Here is a 24,527-nt window from a genome sequence, read left to right on the forward strand (position 1 = left end):
GCGCTGTCAGAGAGGTGACCAACGTGATATCGAATCGATTAAGCATCGAAGAAGCAATCAATAAGGGAGAAACTTCGCTAGGGATTGAATTTGGATCCACGCGTATTAAAGCAGTACTTATTGATCATAGTTTTCAAACGATCGCTTCTGGAAGTTATGAATGGGAAAATCAGTTGAAAGACGGCTTTTGGACGTACAGCCTAGAAGATATTATCAAAGGTCTACAAGATGCTTATCGTGAGATGAAGCAAGAAGTTCAACAAAATTACGGAATCACCCTCCAAACCGTTGGTTCAATCGGGTTTTCTGCAATGATGCATGGATATATGGCTTTTGACGAACAGGATCAATTGCTCGTTCCGTTCCGGACTTGGCGTAATGCAACAACGGGTAAGGCAGCCAAAGAACTGACAGATGTATTTAAATTCAATATTCCTGAACGTTGGAGTATTGCTCATCTTTATCAGGCGATCTTAAACAAAGAAGAACATGTGCCGCAGATTCGGTTTGTTACAACGTTAGCAGGATACATTCATTGGTTATTGACCGGCAACAAAGCACTTGGTGTTGGAGATGCTTCAGGTATGTTCCCGATTGATGAATCCATAGGAAATTATAATGAATCTATGATACAACAGTTTGATGAGCTTATTGCTGGCAAAGGTTATTCGCTGAAGACCAGCGACCTTCTTCCTAAGGTGTATGTTGCCGGTGAGCAAGCAGGTCTATTAACCGAAGCAGGAGCCAAAATTCTGGATCCATCATTGCAATTACAAGCTGGGATTCCGCTTAGTCCTCCAGAAGGGGATGCAGGAACCGGTATGGTTGCTACCAATAGTGTAAGAAAACGTACCGGGAATGTCTCCGTAGGAACCTCTGTTTTTGCCATGATCGTATTGGAAAAAGAGCTTTCCAAGGTTTATCCGGAAATCGATATGGTGACTACGCCAGACGGAAGTCCAGTAGGTATGGTTCATGCTAATAACTGTTCAAGTGACCTTAATGCCTGGCTCGGATTATTCCGTGAATTCTATGAAGCGATGGGGCAAAAAGCCGAAGCTGACAAATTGTACAGCGTACTGCTGAATAAAGCTTTGGAAGCAGACCCAGATGCCGGTGGATTGCTCAGTTACGGTTATTTCTCGGGTGAGAACATTACGGGGTTAGAAGAAGGTCGTCCGTTATTTGTACGTTCGCCTGAGAGCAAATTTAATCTGGCTAACTTTATGCGTACACATTTGTTCAGCGCCTTTGGTGCTTTGAAAATTGGAATGGACATTTTGACGAAAGAAGAGAATGTAGCCATAGATAGTATTTTAGGACACGGCGGTATATTTAAGACTCCGGTTGTTGGCCAAAGAATGATGGCAGCTTCACTGAATGTTCCTGTTTCCGTAATGTCGACAGCTGGAGAAGGCGGCGCATGGGGAATGGCTATTCTTGCCTCCTACATGATGAACAAAAATCAGGAAGAAAGCTTGGAAGACTTCCTCGATCAAAAAGTGTTCAAAGATGTAAAGGGAGAAGAAATTCATCCCGATGCAACCGACATTAAAGGTTTTGAAACCTTTATCGAACGTTATAAAAAAGGTCTGGCGATTGAGCAATCCGCTGTTGATAATTTAGTCTGAAAATGGAGGGACCAAGATGTTAGAACAACTTAAAGAAGAGGTTTTTCAAGCCAATCTGGAATTGCCGAAACATGGACTAATCAAGTATACATGGGGAAATGTGAGTGCAATTGATCGCGAAAGTGGATTATTCGTAATCAAACCTAGTGGTGTAGATTATGAAACAATGAAAGCCAGCGATATGGTAGTTGTTGATCTGGATGGCAATGTGGTTGAAGGGGAGATGAGACCTTCCTCCGATACACCTACTCACGCAGTACTTTATAAACATTACTCCGAAATTGGCGGAATCGTGCATACACATTCCACTTGGGCGACTATCTGGGCACAAGCAGGACTTGACGTTCCTGTAATGGGAACTACGCACGCTGATACATTCTATGGCTCCATTCCTTGTGCGCGTTTCTTGACGCAAGAGGAAATCGATCGGGGTTACGAAGCGGAAACAGGTAATGTAATCATCGAAACCTTTGAACAACGCGGGATAGATATTATGGCGGTTCCCGGTGTTTTGCTTAAAGGCCACGGACCCTTTACTTGGGGGAAAAATGCAAAATCCGCTGTAATGAACAGCGTAGTGTTGGATGAAGTATCGAAAATGAATTTATTTGCTAGAGAGTTGAACCATTTTGCGGAAGAATTGCCACAACGTATTCTAGATAAACATTACTTGCGCAAACATGGGAAAGACGCTTATTACGGTCAAAAATAATCAAACCACAAAATTATGAAAAGAGGATGAATATGTCAACAGCAGTAGCAAAAGAATTTTGGTTTGTCGTAGGTTCGCAACATCTTTATGGGGAAGAAGCATTGGCTGAAGTTAAAGCGCACGCACAAACGATGACAGATGCTTTGAATAAAAGCGGAGTTTTGCCTTACCCACTAGTATTGCAGGATTTGGCTGTCAGCGCAGATAAAATCACCAACATTATGAAAGAAGTTAACTACCGTGACGAAGTTGCCGGTGTCATCACTTGGATGCATACTTTCTCACCTGCAAAAATGTGGATCCGCGGAACAAAAATGCTGCAAAAACCTTTGCTTCATCTAGCTACGCAATATAATGAAAGTATTCCATGGGCAACAATTGATATGGACTTCATGAACTTAAACCAAGCAGCTCATGGTGACCGTGAATATGGTTTTATTAACGCCCGTTTGAACAAACAAAACAAAGTGGTTGTAGGCTATTGGGAACGCCCTGAAGTTCAAAAGCAAATTGCAGAATGGATGGACGTAGCCGTTGCTTATAACGAAAGCTTCAATATCAAAGTTGCTCGTTTTGGTGACAACATGCGTAACGTTGGTGTAACTGAAGGAGATAAAGTTGAAGCCCAAATTCAATTTGGCTGGACGGTTGACTACTTTGGTATTGGTGACCTGGTTCAAGTCATTAATGAAGTTAAAGAAGAGGAAATCGATGGTTTGTTTGCTGAATATGCAGAGCTGTATGAATTCGACTATGGCACTAACAGCAAAGAAGCTTGGGAAGCTAGCGTAAGAGTTCAAGCAAGCTATGAAATTGCTATCAAACGTTTCCTTGATCAAGGTGGCTACAATGCCTTCACCTCAAACTTCGAAGATTTACATGGAATGAAACAACTTCCAGGACTTGCTGTTCAACGTTTGATGGCACAAGGATATGGTTTTGCTGGAGAAGGAGACTGGAAGACTGCAGCTCTCGACCGCTTGCTTAAAGTGATGAGCCATAACCAATCGACTGGCTTTATGGAAGATTACACTTATGAATTGACAGTTGGACAAGAATCTATTCTTCAATCCCATATGCTTGAAGTAGATCCAACTTTGGCAAGCAACAAACCAAAAATCATCGTGTCTCCACTAGGTATTGGTGGTAAAGACGATCCAGCCCGTTTAGTATTTGACGGCAAAGCAGGAGACGGTGTAGTGGTTTCCATGGCTGACTTCGGTACGCATTACAAACTTTTGATCAATGAAGTGACTGCTTTTGAACCAACTGTTCCAGCTCCAAACCTTCCAGTAGCTCGTGTGCTTTGGAATGTTAAACCAAACTTCCAAGACGGGGTAAAAGCTTGGATCGAAAATGGTGGCGGTCACCACACCGTTGTTTCATTAACTCTTACAACAGACCAAATTATTGCTTACGCAAAACTTGTTAACTTGGAATATGTAGTTATTAAATAATAGCAAAGCTTTATTACGATTAATAGGACTCCATTCCTCGGCTTTTTGAGGAATGGAGTCCTATTGTTTTGTTCGATTTACTTCAATAAATGCGATAGTTTCCACTTAGGGCCAGTAAACTAAAGAAGTACAGACAGTTATCATAATAACGACGTTGTCCAGTTCGCAAAGGTGTATCCCAAAACAAACGGACAAAATGCTCTGCCTCCGGGCCATCAGAAGCAAGCGAAGCCATAGCGTTGGTCGCCAAAAGGCCTACCGGATGCAGCGCCGGTTCGTCGAATGCCTGTCCCTCAATGGTATACCTCCGGTAATTGGAAACTTCGATATTCCTAAAAAAAGCTTGAATCCGGTTACATTGATCGACCTGCCAGCTGTCCTTTTGGAACCATGCCCAGTCCAAACCGATATTAGCCGCAACCCGGTAAGCATCACTGAAAAAATGACTGAAATCACCATGAGGCTGGGGTTCTGCCGGGGTGCCGTTAAAATTAGCATATTCGGGAGCGAGACCAGTTATAGGATTACATGTAGTGTGTAGATATGAGCGGCTGGCTTCCGCCGCTTCTCGCCAAAACATGTGGTCACCTGCATCAGCCCACAAAGCGAACAAATCATAGAAATGGGGGAGATGGTAAGATGGATCACTGAAGGTGGATTCCGGTACGAATTTAATCAGTTTCGTTTCCGCGTCCCACATTGAGTCACCAGCGCCTGTTTCAGTTTTATGTACACAAGCACGCAATATTATTCGAGCCTGCTCGGAATAATTATAAGGTGCCGGACCGTTCCCCCAACGTTTTGAGGCAAAAAACAAAGCCATGGCGAAAAACTCTTCCCCGTCCGGTGCGGGTCCTTGAGAAATTCTTGTACCGTCAGGCTTGCAGTGCCAAGCAAAGTAATCGGCATAACGGCCTTCTTTGTGCTGCATAAACGTCTTAGAGAAGTTCCATAAACGATCAAACTCATCTTTTTTATTCATTTGAACAGCCATCATCATCCCGTAGGACATTCCTTCAGACCTAACATCCAGATTACCTGTATCCAGAATATAGCTTTTATCCTCGTCCAGCGGATAGTAGATTCGTACGTTCGGATCTCCGTAAAACAAATCACTCCAAGTTTCTTCGAGTTTAGCGTTGATTTCATCTTCAGAAAAGCCGAGCTCCTTAAATAAATTGCGATATTTCCCCGTATAAAAAGCACCTTGTTGTGTTATTGGCATGATATTTCCCCTCCTATGCACTACAGCATGCACTCCATTTCAATAAAAACTAAGGATGGATGGTTTGAATGGTGCCATCATCGTTGTATTTCAGCTCCGTATATTTTACAGAACGCTTGTTGTCAGCACCACCAGATAAAGAACTATCATGATAAAATAAATACCATTTCTCTTTAAACTGAACAATAGAATGGTGTGTTGTCCAGCCCAGGACGGGTGTAAGTATTTTTCCTTGATATACAAAAGGCCCAAGCGGATCTTTACTGATAGCGTATACAATATTATGGGTAGTACCCGTGGAATAAGAAAGATAATAATAACCGTTATATTTATGAACCCAAGGACCTTCAAAATATCTTCTCTCTTCATCTCCAGCAAGAATCGGATTTCCGTTCGTATCGACGATGGATATTTCTCTAGGCTCACCTTCAAAGCTCAGCATGTCCTCGCTCAGCTCCGCTACGATAGGTCCTAGAGCAGGTGCTGTTTCAGCCGGTCCCTCTGCATCCGCAACAAATGAGCCGGTTTGCCATTTTTCAAGTTGACCGCCCCAAAGACCCCCAAAGTATATATATGATTTGCCATCATCATCAACGAAAACAGCGGGATCAATGCTATAACTGCCAGGAATGTAGTTCGGTTCAGGTGTAAAGGGTCCCGAAGGTGACGCTGAGGTTGCAACCCCAATTCGGAAAATATCGTCATGGTCTCGGGCTGGGAAAAACAAATAGTAGGTATTGTTTTTGTATGCTGCATCCGGAGCCCACATTTGCTGTTTAGCCCATGGGACATCCTTCACATGAAGCACTTCACCGTGGTCGATACAAGGGGAGCCATCTCCATCAATAGACAGAACATGGTAATCCTCCATATTATATTGGTCACCGTTGTCATTAGAGATCATATCGTGATCCAGGTCATGAGAGGGATAAATATAAATCTTGCCTTCAAATACATGAGCAGAAGGGTCCGCAGTATAAATATGAGTTACGAGAGGTTCATTGGGTTGCACTGGCTTTGTCAAGTCATTTCCTCCTATAAAGTTAATCGCTTACAAAGTTAATGGTATAAGAACTTTAGGACTCTGTATATATAGCAACTATAGTTTATACCCCACAAAGTTTAGATGTTGCTTTCTTGACCTTGCAGACCCTTTCCCATTTATGCTGCCTCGCAATATTTTCTCTAGATAATCTGGTACAATAGAAATCTCCAAACTTTGTCCTTACAAATACAATGAGGTGAGATTAACATAAGGGAATATAAATCATAATTTTACACAAGAATGAATGTTAGAGCGAAAGACACCAAGTATTCTACATTATATTTTTAAAAAGATGAGGTCAGCTTAATGCAAAAAATTCAAAATTCCAGAATCTACTTTATAGGTATACATGTGCTTTTATTAATCTTATTGTTCACCTCTTTGTATGCTTATTCCCCCTGGATTCGCATAAAAGTAAAGGAAATTATTATGCCTGCGGATAAAGTATATACCATCGCTCACCGTGGTGCTTCAGGATACGCTCCTGAGAATACAATACCTGCATTTGAGCTAGCCATTGATATGAAGACCGATTATATCGAGTTAGACATTCAGTTAACAAAAGATCATGTTCCTGTTGTTATTCACGATGGGACCGTAAATCGTACCACGAATGCTAAAGGGTATGTAAAGGATTTTACTTTAGAGCAGATCTCAAAATTAGACGCGGGTTCATGGTTTAATGAACAATATCCCATGTTCGCTAGAGATAAATATGTAGATTTACGTATTCCGACACTAAAAGAGGTATTTGAAAGGTTCGGAAAAGAAGTGGACTATATGATTGAGATTAAAGATCCCACGTCGAATTCGAACATCGAGGCATTGTTAAATGAAGAAATCTTAAATTATGATCTGTCGGCTCATGTTGCTATTCATTCATTTAGTGAAGCGAGTTTACGTAGATTCCATTCCATAAATCCAGCAGTCCCTCTTTATCAAATTGTATGGTATGATTTCCCTGTTTATAAAATATCAGAATCCTATGTGAATAGATTAAAAACTTATGCTGTAGGCATAAGTCCTAACTTTCAAAAAATAAATGCGGCATATGTCGCGCAGGCAAAAAATTCAGGGCTAAAGGTGTTTCCATATACTGTGAATTATCAAGTGAATATGGATAAAGCCGTAATTTGGGGTGTAGATGGTGTACATACAAATTTTCCTGACCGCTTTAGCGAAGTAATTAAGAATAATAAAAGGTAAAGGGATGTGAAATCACCCTTTTCTGGGCATAAATAAAGCTGTCGAGACTTTCTCGACAGCCTAAGAACCTTTATCCAAAGGTTCTTTTTTTACGGAAAAATCAATTATTTTTGTTTCGTCATACTAATGAAGTCTTTTCTCGTGAAATTGTAGATGAAGCTCCCGTACTTGTTCTGCAAGATCGGGTACAGGACCATCTACGAACGCATCGTGAATAACCTCTTGAATACTTAAATTACGGACGGGTGATGCTGCAATTCCCATATCATTTAACCACGCCGATAATTGCTTCGAGGAACTGGCATATACAATTCGTCCTAAATGAACCCAACCGTGTGCCGCTGCACACATAGGGCAATGTTCTCCGGAGGTATACACTGTTGCCTGCTTACGTTCTTCCAGTGTCATATTCTGAGCTGCCCAGCGGGCTAAAGCGAATTCGGGATGCTGAGTATGGTCACCGCTACCTACATGGTTGCGGTCTTCCGCCAGCACTTCGCCACTTGCTGATACAAGGACGGAACCAAAGGGTTCGTCCCCAGCTTCGAGTGCAATTTGGGCAAGTTCAATACAACGCTTAAGATGTTTGATATCCGTGTCGTTTATCATGATGGTAGAACCTCCTGAATTTTAATTTATAGATAAGTTTCATGAATAGTAGGCCTGAGCCTGTTTGTTCACCACATTCTTCTATGTTAGCATGTAAAGTATTCGATGAAAAATATATCATGCAATATCAAGCTAGGGAGGATATATAAAAATGAAGCACCCATTTATATTGAACGCCGTATGGAACGGTGGCCGTAACAGTGACGGAACTATTGAAGCTGGACAGCTTAAGACTCAAATTTCCATTCCGAAGGAAATGGGAGGACCCGGAGTAGGAACGAATCCGGATGAGATGCTTTTGGGAGCAGCAGCAACCTGTTATCTCATTACACTTGCAGCAATGCTGGAGCGGGCAGGGCTTACGACTTCAGAGCTGACGTTAACCTCAGAGGCGACGGTCGATGTAACGAATAACATTTTTACATATGAAGCCATCAAACATTCACCCCTAATCACCCTTACCAAAGATGCGTCACAGGACGATATCGATAAAACCATCCGAATTGCCCATAAAGCAGAAGGCTCCTGCATGATTTCCAGAGCCGTTGCAGGAAATGTAGAAATCACGACAGAGCCAACGGTGCTGACTGCAAGCCTATAAAATTGAGTCCTAGGTAATCAGAGAGGAGATGTTAACTTTGAACGTTGAGTTATATAAGGATTTGATCAAGGATGAGCGCGGAAATTATTACGTGGCTGTACAAAAAGAGGGCAACGAGCTGACTTTGGTAAACGCAATGCTAGAGCGGTCTTACCAAGAGCTGTGGGAATTTAATGAAGCTTTCAAAAAGAAGTACGCGGAATACGAGCATCAGTTCATCGGCAAAATGATTATGGATAAGCTGCGGCACGATGTTGTTTTTGCCTCCAAAGAAGACGGCCATGGCCGAATGTATGATCTGGCCGCGGTTGCAGTTGATTACAAGCTTATTTTTATCGATATGATCGAATTTTACCGAAACCCTCGAGTAGGACTTAACCATGACAACAACATCCATTAAGCTTAGTGTATTAGATCTTGTACCTGTTTTTAATACGGTGGATGCTAGTACCGCATTGGGACAAGCAGTGAAGCTGGCTCAGACAGCAGAAAGACTGGGATATACTCGTTATTGGGTTGCTGAACATCATGATATGCCGGGATTAGCATGTACCTCTACGGAGGTGCTTTTATCGCATATTGGAGCGAAAACAGCACACATTCGCCTTGGCTCAGGCGCTTTATTGCTGCCACATTATAAGCCGCTAAAGGTGGTGGAAGCATTTCATTTGCTGGCCAGTTTGTACCCGGGACGCATCGACCTTGGATTAGGCAGAGCTCCCGGCGGTACTGCTGAAGTAAGTTTAGCACTGAGTGGAAATTTTCTCGAAAATGTTTGGAAAATGCCAGAACTGCTTAAAGGCGTCACTGAATTATTGCAGGGTAACTATTCCTATGAAGGACGTTCAATAACCGCCCGTCCGGTCCCTCCCGTATCTCCAGAGCTATGGCTGCTGGGTACAAACAAGAAAAGCGCGGCATATGCTGCCGAGTTTGGAGCAGGTTATGTGTTCGGCCAGTTCATGAGCGATGTAGCAGGGGAGGAGGTTTTGCAGGCTTACCGTGAAACCTTTACTCCTTCTTCACTTTCTCCTGAACCGCAGGCCATGGTTGCTGTTGGCGTCATTTGCGCCGAGACTGAGGAAGAGGCAGAGCGATTGGCCTCATCTGGTACGGCATTATTCCAACAAGAAGGTTCTGCCGAAGCGAAGTCGGAGCCCTTGGAACGCAAGCTGCTGGTAGGTACTCCGGAAAGTGTTAAAGGTAAGTTGGAACGGTTATCTCTTTTGTATGGAGTTAATGAATTCATTATCGTTACCATGATTCCAGATTATGAGAAACGGTTACATTCGTTCGAACTGCTTGCCCAAGCGTGCTGGAGTTCTTAATAAAGGAGGTCCATATGTATGAAGTCTCATACCTCTGATCAAATTAAAATCCCACCAGGATTTTGGGCTGGATTAAGTCAATTAGGAATAACTGCACAAGATGTAGCCAGCAAAGCAAATCTTCCACTTAGCCAGATCACAGAGTCAGAAGTCACCACCGCCCAATATTTCGCAGTCTGGCAGGCATATTCCGATCTCATTGGGGATCCAGCCGAAGGAATCATTAAGCTTGCAACCGTCTTTGAAACTACACAATATCCGCCTACGGTCTTAGCAACATACCATGCTAAGGACTATCGCGATGCTCTTAAGCGAATGGTACGATACAAACAAATGTGCCCTCCTGAAAGCTTGCGTTTTACCGAAGAAGGCGAGCTATGTACAATCGAATTGGAATGGCAGCATCCCGGGCATTTTGGTCCACCGCTGCTACTAGGCCTCACTTTGGCATTTCTTCTAGAGCTTGGGCGGCGAGGCACAGGCCTACCTTTGACAGCACAGCTTGTCGAGTTTTCACAGCCTATAGGAAATGTAAAGATTCTTGAAGCTTATTTCGGCTGCCGAATTCAGATAGGTGCTCAATATAATCGTTTGACGTTGCGTCGAAATGATTTGGATCGGCCTTTTATCTCGTACAACGAAGAGCTGCTGGAGATTCTGACTCCCGTTTTGGACCGGACGCTTGCTGAACAGAAGGGCACTCGCTCTATAACCGAGAGGGTCAAATGGATCATGAAACGCAGCTTCAGCGGAGGACGCCCTGACATTTATGCTGTTGCGAAGGCATTAAGTATGAGTGACCGTACGTTGCAACGCAGGCTTACTGAAGAAAACACAAGCTTCAAGCAATTGCTGACACAAGCTAGACATGAGCAAGCACGAGAGTATCTGGCAGATCCATCGCTTGATATTAAAGAAGTGGCTTTCTTGATTGGATATGAAGACCAGAACTCGTTCTACCGTGCCTTCCGTCTTTGGGAAGGTGATACTCCTTCAAATTGGCGTACTGAACATTTAGGTTTAAACTCGATACCCTCTTCATAAAGACAGTATTTTCAGAGATTTATCATTGGCGTGTTAAACAAGAACTTTGGCGCAATCCGCTAGTTACTGAACAACCCCGGTACGATAATATAATCCTAGCCGGCACACAGGACTGTTCTTAAAATGACAACTACTCAGCACGCCGTGATAAAAGGAGAAATGTAATATGGATATGGGATTAAATAATAAAACAGCTTTAATTACAGGATCAACAAAAGGTATTGGCAAAGCAATCGCCTTTGAACTTGCTAAAGAAGGAGTTAATGTACTAATTAATGGACGGAATTATGATCAGGTAGAACAAACTGTAAATGAAATAAAGTCAAATTTCCCGGCTACCTCTCCACAAAATGCTACAGCGGATATTGTGAATATTGAACAAAGAGAAGCCTTATTCGAAAAATACCCTAATATAGATATTTTAGTTAATAATATGGGTATCTATGAAATTATGAAATATGAGGACGTTGACGACGAAATATTCGAAAAATACTTCCGTACTAATGTCCTTGCTGCGAATGGATTAACAAAATTCTATTTACCTAAAATGTTACAAAAAGATTATGGCCGCATTCTCTTTATTGCTAGTGAAGAAGCCATTATGCCTTCAGGCCAAATGCCTCAATATGCAATGACCAAATCAATGTTATTATCATTGTCAAAAAGCTTATCTAAGTTAACGATAGGAACTGAAGTTACAGTCAATACAATCATGCCAGGACCAACACTTTCTGAAAATGTGCATCAAATTATTGATGGGATATACTCCAATGAAGATATGACTTTTTCAGAAAAAGAAAGAAAATTCATGACTACAAATCTTCCTCAATCTGAAATACAACGATTTATTAAACCTTTTGAAATAGGCAGACTAGCAGCATTTGTATGCAGTCCTTATGCCTCTGCATTTAAAGGTTCTCCAATTCGCATGGATGGGGGAATGGTGCCGACTATTTTTTAAGCTTACTCTAAAAGGAAAGAGATAACGATACAAAAAAGCCGCTCCTTATGGAGCGGCTTTTTTGCTTGAAAAGTTATCACTGTCCTCTGGTACAACAAAGGATACCAAGGTGCCTTCTCCAGGCTTACTCTGGATCGAGAGACCTTGACCATATAATTGACTTAACCTCCTATGGGTGTTGGCCAGCCCGATGCCACCTTTGCCTTCCATCAATGGCTTCAGCAGTAAAGAGAGGGTCCCGGAATCCATGCCTTGCCCATCATCCTCCACTTCAATCTTTACAGTCTTGTGCAGACGGATAATACGTATTTGAACAGTTCCACCCTGTTGGCGCTTAAGTATACCGTGCTTAACAGCATTTTCTACCAACGGTTGGATGGATAGAGGAGGAATTAGGATGTCAATATTCGGATCTACCTTCCAGACAACAGATATCCTTTCTGCAAATCGAGTCTGTTCAATATACAGATAAGATTCTACCAATTCCAGTTCATGGGAGAGGCTCACGAGCTCTCCGATATTTAAAAAGTCAAAACTGATTCTTAAGAAAGAAGTAAACGCGCCAATGAGCTCCTGCATTTTTTTAGTATCCAAATCACTGAGTGCGGCAATAGAGTTCAACGTATTGAATAAAAAATGCGGTTGTATCTGTGCTTGTAGATAGGCTGCTTCTATCCGCACCCGTTCATTGAAGGATAGCTTCATCGCAGTTAAAGCCCGAATACGGTATTTAAGCTCCACTGCATCTACAGGTTTTGTGACATAATCATTGGCACCGGACAAAAATCCAGTATAAATATCCTCAGGCTGACTACGGGCAGTAAGCAGTAGAATCGGGAGCTCATATAAGGAGTAACGAGTACGAACCTTCTGTGTTAATTCGTATCCCGACATCTGTGGCATCATAACATCGCCAATAAGTAAGTCCCAGTTCCTTTTATCCAACAATTCCAATGCTTCATGGGCTGAGTTCACGGTAGTTATGATATAAGGTTCGGTTTCAAGAATACCCTTTAGTACATTCAGATTGACAGGATCATCATCTACCACCAGAATATTTACCTTCATCTCTGTAAAAAGCGGCGGAATTTTTTCAGAGTGATTACTTGGCTGGTGTTCGGAAATTCCCCACTCAGCCATCTGTCTATGAATCTCATCTGCCATATACGAAACTGTAGGTTCCGTCTGTCTTATTATCTGTTCGCTGTAAGAATCGGCAAGAGAGAGTGTGAAACTAAAAGTTGAACCTTTACCAAGCTCAGATTGAATGCTTAGGCTGCTCCCATGCAGTTCTACCAGCTGCCGGCATATGCTTAATCCCAGCCCAATTCCACGCCCGTCATTTATTCCGTGAGGGCCTTGCTCATAGGGTAGAAATATCCGTGCCATAGTCTCTTCAGTCATGCCTACTCCGGTATCTGTCACATAGATAAGAACCTGTCCGTCCTGTTCCTCAGCCTTAACAGCTACAAGTCCTGCTTCGGTGTATTTGAGCGCGTTGTGCACCAGATTTAATAAAACCTGCACCAGTCTTTTCTCGTCCGCAAGAACTGGCGGCATAGCTTCCGGGATATCCATAGATAGCTGGACTGGCTTACCTTCAATCATATATTGAAGCATACTAATCACACCGGGAACTACCGATTGAACCGAAATAGGTTCCTGTTGTAAAATAACACGATGCTCTTGAAGACGGACCACATCCAGTAGATCACCAAGCATATGAGACATACGGCGGCTGATTGTAATCAGCAGTTCCATATCTTGACGGCTGCTTTCGAAAAGTCTGTCCTTTTCTTTTGTGACAATATTTTGCGCGATATTCATGATTCCGTGAAGCGGTGTACGCAGCTCATGTGAGGTATTAGCGAGAAACTGGTCCTTAAGTTTGTCTGCTTTTTTCAGCTGCTCATTTAGTTCCATGTTCTCTTTAGCATTTTGAAAATACTTTTTAAACCAATAAGCTGAGAAGCCCACGATGGCTGCGATAATATCCAAAGGATAATAGACAATTGAATAGTGTCCGTTACTATCCCACAAATTCCATAACAAATTAGAAACGATCGCCGCACCTGATAACAGCAGAAAAACAACATCTTTATCATCTTGCTTTTTGAACAATAAGCGCCCTAAGCTATAGAGCAACCAAATGAAGGGAATATACTGGAACACTTGAATGATTCCCAAATGAATGGATGTGCTGACTAAATAAGCAGGGACAATAAATATAAACAAGGTATAAAGGAAAAGACACCATGTGTAAGCACGTAACCACTTGTTGACTTTGGCACCTGAGGTGAATTTCCTGAAAACAAGCAGAATAAAAAGGTTTTGCCATAAGAAGGCGATCAAACGGATTTTTAAGGACCAAGTATAATTAATCGGCAGTAATGAAAGCACTAAGTTGTCATTTCGAGCTAAAAGGATTACAGCTACAGATAAGGTCATTAACCCTACAAGAAACAGAGCACGTTCTTTAGGATTAAATAAGTACAGAATACAGGCATAAAGCCCATGCAGTAGTAAGATAATTGCTGTAAGCATTTGAAATCCGACAGTGTAAAAGTATGTCCGGTCAATGAGTTCCTGAGAACCAAAGAAAATAGGACCTTTTATACCGCCCTTATAGGGGTGATCAAAGTTAGCTACGTGAATAAATACATCTATCACTGTGGTGTTTTTTGAAAAATAAGCTGTTGTATATGAGGTGGTTTTGGGTACATATGTATCGGCATCAAGAGCTATTACCCCATTATTGAGAATAGGAGTGCCGTTAATCTCCACACTGGAAGCGGAATAAATTTGTTTGATCCAGAAAGAGACAGGTTGCTGAAGCGGGTCTACCAAAATTCGCAGACGATACGTACCATAACCATAAGAAGAATTCTGATCGCTTCCCATAACATGGCTCCAATTTCCAGGAACTTGAAGCGAGTGGGATAGCTTTGGTAGAGTAGAAGTCTTCGATGAAACGAATTGCGAAGGATAGAAGCTCCATTCACCATCCAGCCTGAATAAGTTAGCCTGCTCCAGATCCTGGCCGCGTAAATCCAGTACCCCATTGTTAATCACAGGTACAGTGTCGGAAACCTTAAATAGACTCAACCAAATGCAGCGTAGGCCAAAGAGAATGCTTATAAAAAGTAGAATGATAGCTAATTTGTTTAGGATAGTTTTATTTTTCATGAGAACATTATAGCAAATAATTCTAATCTAGAATCTAAAATGAAGATTATTTACATAAGAAGGAGAAGTAATGAGCAACGGACACTGCGTGGGGCTAAGAGGAATGTTCTCCACATGGAAGAAGCATGATGTATCTCCTTGAACATTTGCGTACTCGAACACACGAACACACGAACACACGAACACTCGGATACTTGATTGGTGCTTCTCTGTTGGGCGTCTGGATTACCGGATGTGCTATTTGGCTGCTGGTTTGGCGTCTGTGTTACCTAATGTGTGACTATGCTGCTGGTTTGGCGTCTGTGATTCCGGATGTGCGACTATGCTGCTTGTTGTGCGTTTTGTATTCCCTACACTCTCTCTTCACCATGAGCGATCGGACTCAGATGCAGCTATTTGGCTGAATTTTGGCTTTTGAGAAGTGTTTCGGACCCCAGAGGCGTTATTTGTTCCAAACATGCGCGATATGAGGGCTTTTCGAGCCAATAGCGACTATAGAGTCCGATAGGTTCTCAAATGAGCCGGATTATGGTTAATAGCGACTATAGGGTCCGATAGACTTCACTCCTGCTTCTAATGCCATTTGTTATATGCTTGGCTTCTCGTTTATTGTTGAATGTGATATTGAATACCCGTTGGCACTACCATTCGATGTATTGAAAGGAGGTTAACGGTGGATTCTCCTTAATCCTAAAGGGTATATTATTAGAAAATTCAATGCAGACAGGAGTGTAGATACGATGATTAAAGGTTTCGGAGGAATATTCTGGAGAACTAAAAATCTTGAAGCTACAAAAAAGTGGTACAGTGAGGTGTTGAAGCTTGACATTGAGAATTGGAATGGGACTGTGATAAAACCTCAAGTGGGAAATGAGACTATTTTTTCTTTCTTTACCGAGGATGACAGTTATTTTCCAATAGAACAACAAGTGATGTTAAATTTCCAAGTGTATGATCTAAATGAGACGATTAAGCATTTTGAACAGATTGGTGTACCTCTTGCAAAGAAAATAGAGATTAGTGAATTTGGAAAGTTTATTTGGATTGAAGACCCAGAAGGTCGACTGATCGAGCTTTGGGAGAAGTAAGGAGTTGCACATCATTGCTATTGAGCTAACAGGTGCGTTAGTTTAATAAAAACGCTCAGTTCAACATCTAATTGTAAATGTATTAGGGAATAAAGTTGTCAAATCCGTGGGGAATATTTCTTCAAAGTTTTCAGCTCCCAGGAAGAACTTTAACTTTTATATTCTGAGGTGCGGCGCTTGCGCTGCATCCACGGCCAACGAAATACTATTGTCAACCCAAATAGGGAGCATACCGTCGAGGTGTACTCCCTATTTCATTGAAGGAATTGGAAAATTAGTGCAACATTTTACCTATAACTTATGTCAATAAAGAAGTTATGTAATAAAATCATAAGAGTAGGTGGTAAATTGAAACTTCGTTTAATCACGTTAATATGTTTATTCACTTTCGCATTCTTTATTGCAAATGGACAAGATGCTAAAGCTTTATCCTGTGTCGAGTTAGGAAGTCCCCAAGAAGCCCTAGAGGTCTACGGCGGAGCTATTTACGGTGAAGTAAAACAAATAAAGGTCGATTTGAAACAAGAAGGATTTACGGGGCCAAAAGAGAAAATCAGATATATATTAGTGGATGTTGAACGAAGTTGGAAAACTGAAGTTGACTCTCAAATTATTGTGAGAACAGACTACACTTGGGGTTTTGATTTCAAGGAAGGTAATAAATACTTAATATACATTAGCGAAGTGGATGGCGAATCAAGCAGTAGTCCATGCAGTTCAACAATTGAAATGAATAACCTTAACCAAGCAACAGAACTATTCGGTGAAGGACTTCGACCCAAACAGCAAGTACACCTAGAATATAAGATGTGGTTAATGTTTGAGCAGGATATTGATTTGTATATTGTAATTGCAATAGGACTAGTAGTGATTTCGGTCATTTACCTGAGAGCAAGAAGGAAAAAGGGCTAAGTGTAATTTTATTGCACTAATGGTTAGGATAGTTCAATAAAATTAAGAATAAGATAGCTGAACTAATTACTATTCATTCATAACATGTGAGGTGCGAGTTGAACTTAGTAGAAACAATCATAAAAAGATTTAACCTTAATGTATTAAGTATAGATAATGTTCCTGAGTCCTTTAGTTCACAAGTATACAAGCTGAATCTTACTAATGGAGAAACGGTGTATGCGAAGATCCCTTATAACAGGGATAAAGTATATCGCGAATATCGTATGCTTGAACTGTTGAGGGAGGTATTACCGGTTCCAAAGGTGTTAGACTTCTGGAGTGGGGATGACTTAATTTCTGGTGCATTACTTTTATCTGAGATTAAAGGTATACCATGTACAGGTGCTATTGACGATGAATTAGCATTTCAAATTGGGGTACTTCACGCAAAGCTGCATGAAGTTAAAATGCCGGGATATGGTGTGGAAGGATTAGACGGTTTTCAATTTTTTAATCAGAACAATTGGAGACTTTATATAAGAAATAGCTTTGAAAAATTTATAGAACCTTGCAAGCAAGTCCTTGAGAGAGGACTTTTCGAAAAATGTATTAATTACTTTGAGGGTGCTTTCTCAGTTTTACCTCCTCCTGATGGCCCGTGTGTTGTTCATATGGATTTTCGACAAGGTAATATACTAACAAATAATAATATGGTTGTTGGAATTATTGATTTTGAGAGTGCACGGAGTGGATCCTCTGAAATTGATTTCACAAAAATTAACCGATATGTTTGGGAAGTGAATCCTCAAAGTAGAATTTCGTATAAAGAGGGATATTCAACAATTCGTCCTCTAATGGATTTGGAAACAATACTACCCTTTTATGATTTTTACGATGCTTTTGGTGCTGTTGTCTGGTGTAAAAATAGAGGGATTGAAAAGAATAGGGTGTTCCTAAAGGAAAGTATTTCTGTATTGCAGAAATCCGTAGATTGTTGAACTAACGGGAAACGATATTTAAAGACAGTTTAAGACGAGGAGCTACCTGCATGATGGATAGCTTTATTACATTAAAGGACATGATAGTGAATAAAGGATAGAATAATGGAAATGGCGAATATTTGATCGGCAGTATACTGTAAAATTATTATGATGCAATCATGAATACAATAGCTTATCGTGATATATGGATCATCAGACCTAATAATGAAAAAATCGAAAACCCAAAAAACGTAATGGAAGTGTGTTTATGGAAAATATATATAACAAATTACATACAGCGGAAATACTGAGCCGTATCGAGAATTTAAGTCCAAATTCAAACCCACAGTGGGGAAAAATGAATGTTTCTCAAATGTTGGCTCACTGTTCAGCATTTCAAGACATCGCAAATGGAAACTCCTTTCCTCCTAGAAGTTGGCTAGGAATATTAATAGGAGGGTTTGTGAAATCTATTTTTTACAATGACAAGCCAGTACCACATAATATGTCAACAATTCCGACCATACTTATTTTAGATGATAGAGATTTTGGAAAAGAAAAAGAAATACTGAAACAAAAGATTATAACTTTTCAAAGTAACGGTCCGGAGAATTGTTCATCCCATCCACATCCTTTTTTCGGGAAATTCACTCCGGAGCAATGGGGTAAAGGGATTTATAAACATCTAGACCATCATTTAAGACAATTTGGTGTTTAGTATTTTTTCGCAGTGAATAATAATTGTTTAACGTCGCCAACTTACATATTTTTTATTGACATAAAATCCCTATTACTTTATATTGTATCTAATTACATTGCAATCAAATGCGACGAAGAGGACAAGTAAATCCGGATATGTCGATCAGAGAACTGCCGGTTGGTGCGAGGCAGAGGACACCCGAATCGAACAATCGCCTCAGAGCTGGCTCCCGAAATCATAGTAGGCGGGCCCGGGATTCTGCCGTTACAAAGAAGCATCGTTGTTGGACGATGGCAGCAGAGAGGGTGTATTCATAAATACACCAATCAGGGTGGTAACGCGGAATCTACTCCGTCCCTAATGGGACGGAGTTTTTTGCGTTCTTATAAATAAATAAGGAGGAGTAACAATGTTTCAAAAAATCAATGTCTCCGATCGAATACTTAGCCAGGATATGTTTATTGCTGATGAGGTTCAATACAACCTGATTCACCTTATTTGCGAGTCGAAGAGTTCTACTTGCTTAAAAGATTCTGATGAAACAATGATTTATGCCCAGTCAACGGGACATAACGCATGGCTTTGGAGTTCTAAGGATATTGTCGAGGATAAGAAGGCCGTTCTCTACGAAGAACTTATAGAATTTCTTAAAGAGACTACATTACCGGGAGTATCTGGAGAACCAAAAACAACAGAACGTTTTGCACAGCTGTATTCTCAGGCAAATCATCTTCAATATGAGACCACGATGACTATAGAATCTTATTTCTGTACAGATCCAAAGAAACCGTTGAACGTAAAGGGTACAATGCAACAAGCAACGAGAAAAAACCTGGCCATTGTAGCAGAGTTTTTGGCGGGTTTCTCAGAGGGGGCTTATGGGGTTAGGGTGAACCCAGAAGCTAAAATTCTAGATGCCAAGAGGATGATTGAGACAGGGGACTTGTATATATGGTTTGTAGACGATAAACCTGTATCGATGGCGTACATTGCACATAGGTCGGCAAGATATTCCAGATTAAATGCGGTATACACACCACCGTCTTGCCGGAAAAAGGGTTATGCAAGTGCACTAGTAGCAGAGTTATGTTCCGTTCTTTTATCGGAGAATTTAGTGCCCATGCTTTATGCTGATTTAAAGAATCCTGACTCGAATAAGGTTTATCGAAATATTGGTTTTGTGGAAAGCGGGAAGATTGTTGACATCAAGTTCAAATAGGCACAAAAGGGCTACCGCAAGGTAGTCCATTTTCTATGATCAATATGTTACTCGGCATTACTTTTATACAATTTCACATAGTTTGTAAGTTCAGCTATCGCGAAAAATTGCTTCATTAATTGAGAATTCAATTTTTGTAAGGCAAGCTGAAAGGATATCTCCACTTTTTTGTAGTTATGTGTTTCTATTTCATTCAAAAGCTGTTTCATATTCTCGATATAATAAACAGTTTTCCTTAAACTGCTGATAAGAATAATTTTTCTTAATTCCGTTAAAGTGAAGACTCTGTAGCCATTATCTTTGTTCCTATTCGAAGAGATTAGCCCTTCTTGTTCCCAATGCCGAATAGCTGATGGATTAACTCCTGCCATTTGTGCAACTTCACCAATCGTCATTGAATCTGATACAGTTAAATCTTTGTATTTAGATAAATCAACATCCCGAAACATGCGTAAGACTTCCTCTAACCTTTCTTTTTCCACTTGGGTATTATGTTGCTCTTGATTGATTGCCCAAAGAGCAGACTCCATCTGCTGGCCTTTTATCTTCCTCATCACATCGTACACAACCGGAATTTCATATCCCTGCAATAATGCCCGAATGGTAATAAAAGCTTGCACATGGATGGAAGTGTAACATCTGCGGTTGCTGGCGGTCCTTGGTACATCTGGAATTAAACCTTGATCTTCGTATCTCCTTAAAGTAGTGGTACTCACATTTAATTGCTTAGCTATCAGTGTAGGTGTATATATCTCTTCCATAAACATCATCACCCCAAAACATTAAAGTTGAACATTCAAGTGCTACAACAATATTAAATCGAATTTAGGTAGATATATCAAGGGAGGTAGAGGGATAAACCGAAAGATTGCATGAATGTTATATGATACTTTTATAGAACATAAAGGAGTGAGTTCATTGAAAAAGATAATACAATTAGCAAATCAATCAGAAATAGAAGTAGGTATGGCAGGACTTCCAGATTGTCCAACCCTCATGTTACCCATTGCTAAAAAATCTGTGTACAATCAGGAAGCAGAAAACTTAAAGCTGTGGGGAGTAAATCCCGAATTAGGCAAACATTTTGTTGAAGGACTTGCGGATACGTTTCAAGTGCTTTATTTCGATTATGAAGGTCATCTATTTCAATATCCAGAGGAAAATCTAACAGCAGATCATATTGTGAAGGATCTTCTCCACATTGCGGATGAAATGAATGTTACAAGCTTTAGTTACTACGGTTATTCCTGGCTTGCGTTGATTGGATTGCAAATGGCTATAAGAACAGATCGCTTGGAGAGTTTGGTAATGGGAGGTTTTCCACCCTATAATGGCCCCTATCAAGAAATGAGGGTTGTGACCCATAAAACACATACACAAGCTTTGAGTAACCAAAATGATCCTGTGGAAAGCCCAGCAGGACCGGAGAGTCCAAACGAAATGGATTGGGACAATATAAAGGTTACCATAGATACCCGTGTTACAGCACAATTTGTCACTCTATATCAGAGCCTTACAGCCTTTGATGATCGCAGTATTCAACATTTGCTTAGTCTCCCTAAACTAGCTTTTGCAGGTGGAAATGATACGATCGTTTACGGTGAAAATTTCGGGAACGTTACCGTTGACATCGTCGGGTTGTTAAAAAGAAATAAGGAGACGCTGGCTGATTTAGGTTGGGATGTTGAAATCCTTACGGGAGCCGAGATGGACCATACAAAAGCTATGCAACCAGCAGTAGTCTTACCACTGATTAAGCCTTGGTTTATGAACGTGTTACTAAAAAATACTGGATTGTAATTGTGGCAGATACAAAAATCCAGTGAATAAGGTATCCCAAAAGAACAATACTTTTTAGGGTAAAATCTTTAATTTGAAGAGATTAAATAGTAAACGATCTATGATAAGATTCCATATGTAATCGCTTACATTAATATATATGGAAGGAAGTGGTGTTGCGAATCTGCCCCAACAAGGAATTGCTTCGACTACTAGAAATACAGACAAGCAGTATGTAGGTATGTAGTGACAAAAAATTTCAGGAGGTAGATTATGTTTAAATTTAACAAGAAAATCGTGACTGTAATTATGGCAGCTACAATGAGTTTCAGCTTGTTTGCAGCAACCTCAAGTGCAGCGACAGACTATTGGCAAAATTGGACCGATGGTGGCGGGACAGTAAATGCTACTAATGGATCTGGTGGGAATTACAGTGTTACATGGTCAAATACTGGTAACTTTGTTGTTGGTAAAGGTTGGAATACTGGATCTCCATCTAGAACAATAAACTACAATGCAGGCGTCTGGGCACCATCCGGCAATGGGTATTTAACTCTTTATGGGTGGACGAGAAACTCCCTCATAGAATATTACGTCGTTGATAGCTGGGGCACTTATAGACCTACTGGAACTTATAAAGGTACCGTGACCAGTGATGGAGGCACATATGATATATATACGACTACGAGAACGAACGCCCCTTCTATTGATGGTACGGCAACCTTCACACAGTTTTGGAGTGTAAGACAATCCAAGCGAGCAACTGGAAGCAATGTTGCGATCACTTTTGCCAACCACGTTAATGCTTGGAAAAGTTACGGAATGAATCTGGGCAGCAGTTGGTCTTATCAGGTGTTAGCGACAGAAGGATATCAAAGTAGCGGGAGCTCAAACGTAACAGTATGGTAACTTGAGCATCGGACCAGCTCAGGCATCTCCAGATTATTAAAATAACTATTAATCACTATCATTGCTAAGGTTGTCGGTCCACAGCCGGCAGCCTTAGATCATTCAACAAATGATACTTAACTACATACCAGTGGTTGGAAAGGAGATATATCCATGAGAAAACTATTAATTTCTCTTTTAATAGTAGTTGTTATCAGCGCTTGTTCGCAAGAAAAGCCTGAACATAAGGATACTTATGTATTAGTCAAAGGCGGGACTTTCATTAACACAAATTCCAACTACAAAAGTACAACTATATCAAATTTCTATATCGGCCAATATGAAGTGACTCAGAAAGAGTGGGTTGAAATAATGGGAAGCAACCCTTCAGCATTCAAAGGCGACAACTTGCCAGTAGAAATGGTTAATTGGTATGACGTAATAGATTACTGTAATAAAAGAAGTATAAAAGAGGGGTTCAAACCCTATTACAATATAGATAAAAATAAAAAAGATCCGAATAATAAGAGTGATAACGATAATTTAAAATGGACAGTAACGCTCAATGCAGGAGCTAATGGTTACCGATTGCCTACTGAAGCAGAGTGGGAATATGCTGCAAGTGGAGGACAGTTGAGCAAAAGTTACACCTACAGTGGAAGCAATAAAGCAGATGAAGTAGCATGGTATTGGCAAAATGCTGGAGACAAATACTTATCAGGAGATTGGAACTGGCCGATCATAGAAAACAACCACAACAAAACAAAATCTATCGGTGGCAAAAAACCTAATGAGCTAGGTCTTTACGATATGTCAGGGAATGTAAGGGAATGGTGTTGGAACTGGTACGGAGATATAGATAGTAAGAGCGGTTCTTTCCGGGTTGTAAAGGGTGGCGGGTGGATCGGCGGTATCAGCAACAACGAGATTTCTTTTCGGGGAAAGTTCGAAGCGAATGGTATGGGTCCTGATCAAGGTTTTCGAGTAATTCGTGGTGAGTAGAGGGGAACAAGACATACCAAGTATAATCGGAAAAAGCTGAAAAGGGTTTGATTAATAAACAAGCTTTGCGCTCGAATATAACCAAACCCCAATATGTATGTTTGCTATATTTCTTCGATCATTTGGATTAGTTTTGAAAACGCACTAGAAAAAACCGCGTTCCGGCGATACACAAACCATACCTGCAAATCTCGATATCCTTCAGGCAGACGGTGGGAAGTAATTACTCCCGCCTCTTCAGCCTTGGAAATCGAAGATTGGGGCAGCATAGACACGCCGAGTCCAGCGGTAACCCCACTTAGAATTACATCTAACGTTCCGTATTCCATAATCTTATAAGAGCTCATCCCACTTTCATTTAGGAAACTCTCAGCTTTGGCGCGATGTGTACATCCGACGTCGAAAAACAACATTGGCTTTGTAAGCAATTCGCGCATATCGCTCTTACCTGGTTGTGAGATAAGCACCAGCTCCTCTTCGAAAGCAACAACATGTTCTATATCAGGCTGGTCAATGGGCCCATAAACAAAGGCTCCATCTAGTTGGTAATCAAGCACCTTTTGTAAGAGTTTATGCGTTTCTCCCGTTATAAGCGATAGATTAACATCGGGATATCGTAAGTGATATTCGGTTAGCAGAGGCGTTAGATGAGTAGCCGCTGTTGTTTCGATGGAACCTAAACGGAGCGGACCAGCAGGGTGCTCAGAGTATTGTGTGGTTATCACAGCCTCGTCCATTAGTAATAATATTTTGTCTGTATAGGCCAGTAAGTTCTCACCTGCCGGCGTTAACGTCATCCCTCGATTGGATCGACGAAATAGGGGGATTTTCAGCTGAGCTTCTAGATACTGAATCCGGTTCGTCACATTTGATTGGACATAATTCAAGACTTGAGCAGCCTTCGTTATGCTACCCTCGCGAGCAACCGCTTGAAATATTCTCAAATCTCCACTTTCCATTTCCTTTGCACCT

General features: G+C 41.0%; 23 protein-coding genes and 1 other annotated feature. Of the genes, 17 read left to right on the top strand and 6 right to left on the bottom strand.

Going from position 1 to position 24,527, the window contains the following annotated elements:
* Positions 1 to 23: 23 nt before the first annotated feature.
* From MHH46_RS15620 to araA, 3 genes are read left to right on the top strand one after another with little or no spacing between them, the layout of a single operon-like run.
* The gene (locus MHH46_RS15620) at positions 24 to 1,631 is read left to right on the top strand and encodes a xylulokinase (RefSeq protein ID WP_076190364.1); all 1,608 of its coding nucleotides are present in this window, start codon (positions 24 to 26) and stop codon (positions 1,629 to 1,631) included.
* A gap of 16 nt (positions 1,632 to 1,647) precedes the next feature.
* Positions 1,648 to 2,343 (top strand): L-ribulose-5-phosphate 4-epimerase, encoded by a 696-nt coding sequence (locus tag MHH46_RS15625; RefSeq protein WP_036677359.1) that lies wholly within the window; start codon positions 1,648 to 1,650, stop codon positions 2,341 to 2,343.
* A 32-nt stretch (positions 2,344 to 2,375) separates the two neighbouring features.
* The gene (araA, locus tag MHH46_RS15630) at positions 2,376 to 3,800 is read left to right on the top strand and encodes an L-arabinose isomerase (protein ID WP_038571054.1); all 1,425 of its coding nucleotides are present in this window, start codon (positions 2,376 to 2,378) and stop codon (positions 3,798 to 3,800) included.
* An 82-nt stretch (positions 3,801 to 3,882) separates the two neighbouring features.
* Here the strand turns inward: araA and MHH46_RS15635 are convergent, their stop codons facing one another.
* Positions 3,883 to 5,025 (bottom strand): glycosyl hydrolase family 8, encoded by a 1,143-nt coding sequence (locus tag MHH46_RS15635; protein WP_076190363.1) that lies wholly within the window; start codon positions 5,023 to 5,025, stop codon positions 3,883 to 3,885.
* A 49-nt stretch (positions 5,026 to 5,074) separates the two neighbouring features.
* On the bottom strand, positions 5,075 to 6,049 hold the full coding sequence (locus tag MHH46_RS15640) for a glycoside hydrolase family 43 protein (protein WP_076190362.1): 975 nt from the start codon (positions 6,047 to 6,049) through the stop codon (positions 5,075 to 5,077).
* A 327-nt stretch (positions 6,050 to 6,376) separates the two neighbouring features.
* Here MHH46_RS15640 and MHH46_RS15645 point away from each other — a divergent pair, with 327 nt between their 5' ends.
* Positions 6,377 to 7,276: a glycerophosphodiester phosphodiesterase gene (locus MHH46_RS15645; RefSeq protein WP_052097044.1), complete on the top strand. Its 900-nt coding sequence runs from the start codon at positions 6,377 to 6,379 to the stop codon at positions 7,274 to 7,276.
* A 123-nt stretch (positions 7,277 to 7,399) separates the two neighbouring features.
* On the opposite strand, the gene MHH46_RS15650 is transcribed toward MHH46_RS15645, so the two are convergent.
* The gene (locus MHH46_RS15650; RefSeq protein ID WP_076190361.1) at positions 7,400 to 7,885 is read right to left on the bottom strand and encodes a nucleoside deaminase; all 486 of its coding nucleotides are present in this window, start codon (positions 7,883 to 7,885) and stop codon (positions 7,400 to 7,402) included.
* Between the two features lie 151 nt (positions 7,886 to 8,036).
* Here MHH46_RS15650 and MHH46_RS15655 point away from each other — a divergent pair, with 151 nt between their 5' ends.
* The 5 genes from MHH46_RS15655 to MHH46_RS15675 all read left to right on the top strand — a co-directional run bounded on the left by MHH46_RS15655 (position 8,037) and on the right by MHH46_RS15675 (position 11,819).
* On the top strand, positions 8,037 to 8,486 hold the full coding sequence (locus MHH46_RS15655; RefSeq protein WP_038571065.1) for an OsmC family protein: 450 nt from the start codon (positions 8,037 to 8,039) through the stop codon (positions 8,484 to 8,486).
* Between the two features lie 37 nt (positions 8,487 to 8,523).
* Complete coding sequence (locus tag MHH46_RS15660; protein WP_076184608.1) at positions 8,524 to 8,886, top strand: hypothetical protein; 363 nt, start codon at positions 8,524 to 8,526, stop codon at positions 8,884 to 8,886.
* Positions 8,867 to 9,814 carry an LLM class flavin-dependent oxidoreductase gene (locus MHH46_RS15665; RefSeq protein ID WP_076190360.1) on the top strand — a complete coding sequence of 316 codons (948 nt, stop codon included), beginning with the start codon at positions 8,867 to 8,869 and terminating at the stop codon, positions 9,812 to 9,814. The genes MHH46_RS15660 and MHH46_RS15665 overlap by 20 nt, the downstream gene beginning before the upstream one ends.
* An 18-nt stretch (positions 9,815 to 9,832) precedes the next feature.
* The gene (locus tag MHH46_RS15670) at positions 9,833 to 10,858 is read left to right on the top strand and encodes an AraC family transcriptional regulator (RefSeq protein ID WP_076190359.1); all 1,026 of its coding nucleotides are present in this window, start codon (positions 9,833 to 9,835) and stop codon (positions 10,856 to 10,858) included.
* A gap of 166 nt (positions 10,859 to 11,024) precedes the next feature.
* Positions 11,025 to 11,819: an SDR family NAD(P)-dependent oxidoreductase gene (locus MHH46_RS15675; RefSeq protein WP_076125594.1), complete on the top strand. Its 795-nt coding sequence runs from the start codon at positions 11,025 to 11,027 to the stop codon at positions 11,817 to 11,819.
* A gap of 45 nt (positions 11,820 to 11,864) precedes the next feature.
* On the opposite strand, the gene MHH46_RS15680 is transcribed toward MHH46_RS15675, so the two are convergent.
* Positions 11,865 to 14,924, bottom strand: coding sequence for an ATP-binding protein (locus MHH46_RS15680; RefSeq protein ID WP_305954150.1), 3,060 nt, complete (start codon positions 14,922 to 14,924; stop codon positions 11,865 to 11,867).
* Between the two features lie 821 nt (positions 14,925 to 15,745).
* Here MHH46_RS15680 and MHH46_RS15685 point away from each other — a divergent pair.
* The 5 genes from MHH46_RS15685 (at position 15,746) to MHH46_RS15705 (ending at position 19,886) form a co-directional block, all read left to right on the top strand.
* Positions 15,746 to 16,093, top strand: coding sequence for a VOC family protein (locus tag MHH46_RS15685; RefSeq protein ID WP_076190357.1), 348 nt, complete (start codon positions 15,746 to 15,748; stop codon positions 16,091 to 16,093).
* Between the two features lie 300 nt (positions 16,094 to 16,393).
* Positions 16,394 to 17,005, top strand: a complete 612-nt coding sequence (locus MHH46_RS15690) for a hypothetical protein (RefSeq protein ID WP_076184613.1) — start codon at positions 16,394 to 16,396, stop codon at positions 17,003 to 17,005.
* Positions 17,006 to 17,103: 98 nt separating this feature from the next.
* Positions 17,104 to 17,985 (top strand): aminoglycoside phosphotransferase family protein, encoded by an 882-nt coding sequence (locus tag MHH46_RS15695; RefSeq protein WP_076190355.1) that lies wholly within the window; start codon positions 17,104 to 17,106, stop codon positions 17,983 to 17,985.
* 250 nt (positions 17,986 to 18,235) lie between these two features.
* A complete protein-coding gene (locus tag MHH46_RS15700; RefSeq protein WP_076125859.1) occupies positions 18,236 to 18,685 on the top strand; it encodes a DUF1569 domain-containing protein in 450 nt (149 codons plus the stop codon).
* 103 nt (positions 18,686 to 18,788) lie between these two features.
* Positions 18,789 to 19,029, top strand: a binding site (T-box leader).
* 47 nt (positions 19,030 to 19,076) lie between these two features.
* The gene (locus MHH46_RS15705; protein WP_076190354.1) at positions 19,077 to 19,886 is read left to right on the top strand and encodes a GNAT family N-acetyltransferase; all 810 of its coding nucleotides are present in this window, start codon (positions 19,077 to 19,079) and stop codon (positions 19,884 to 19,886) included.
* Between the two features lie 47 nt (positions 19,887 to 19,933).
* Here the strand turns inward: MHH46_RS15705 and MHH46_RS15710 are convergent, their stop codons facing one another.
* Entirely contained in the window at positions 19,934 to 20,647 is a 714-nt protein-coding gene (locus MHH46_RS15710; RefSeq protein ID WP_076125585.1) for a MerR family DNA-binding transcriptional regulator, read from the bottom strand.
* A 157-nt stretch (positions 20,648 to 20,804) separates the two neighbouring features.
* Here MHH46_RS15710 and MHH46_RS15715 point away from each other — a divergent pair, with 157 nt between their 5' ends.
* The 3 genes from MHH46_RS15715 (at position 20,805) to MHH46_RS15725 (ending at position 23,555) form a co-directional block, all read left to right on the top strand.
* A complete protein-coding gene (locus tag MHH46_RS15715; RefSeq protein ID WP_076190482.1) occupies positions 20,805 to 21,686 on the top strand; it encodes an alpha/beta fold hydrolase in 882 nt (293 codons plus the stop codon).
* Positions 21,687 to 21,938: 252 nt separating this feature from the next.
* Complete coding sequence (locus tag MHH46_RS15720; protein ID WP_076190353.1) at positions 21,939 to 22,574, top strand: glycoside hydrolase family 11 protein; 636 nt, start codon at positions 21,939 to 21,941, stop codon at positions 22,572 to 22,574.
* Positions 22,575 to 22,727: 153 nt separating this feature from the next.
* Complete coding sequence (locus MHH46_RS15725) at positions 22,728 to 23,555, top strand: SUMF1/EgtB/PvdO family nonheme iron enzyme (RefSeq protein ID WP_076125583.1); 828 nt, start codon at positions 22,728 to 22,730, stop codon at positions 23,553 to 23,555.
* 104 nt (positions 23,556 to 23,659) lie between these two features.
* Here MHH46_RS15725 and MHH46_RS15730 read toward each other — a convergent pair whose 3' ends face one another.
* Positions 23,660 to 24,514, bottom strand: a complete 855-nt coding sequence (locus tag MHH46_RS15730; RefSeq protein WP_076190480.1) for a LysR family transcriptional regulator — start codon at positions 24,512 to 24,514, stop codon at positions 23,660 to 23,662.
* Positions 24,515 to 24,527 lie beyond the last annotated feature (13 nt).

This window comes from Paenibacillus sp. FSL H8-0175 (assembly GCF_045040615.1).
Taxonomy (GTDB): domain Bacteria; phylum Bacillota; class Bacilli; order Paenibacillales; family Paenibacillaceae; genus Paenibacillus_AQ; species Paenibacillus_AQ odorifer.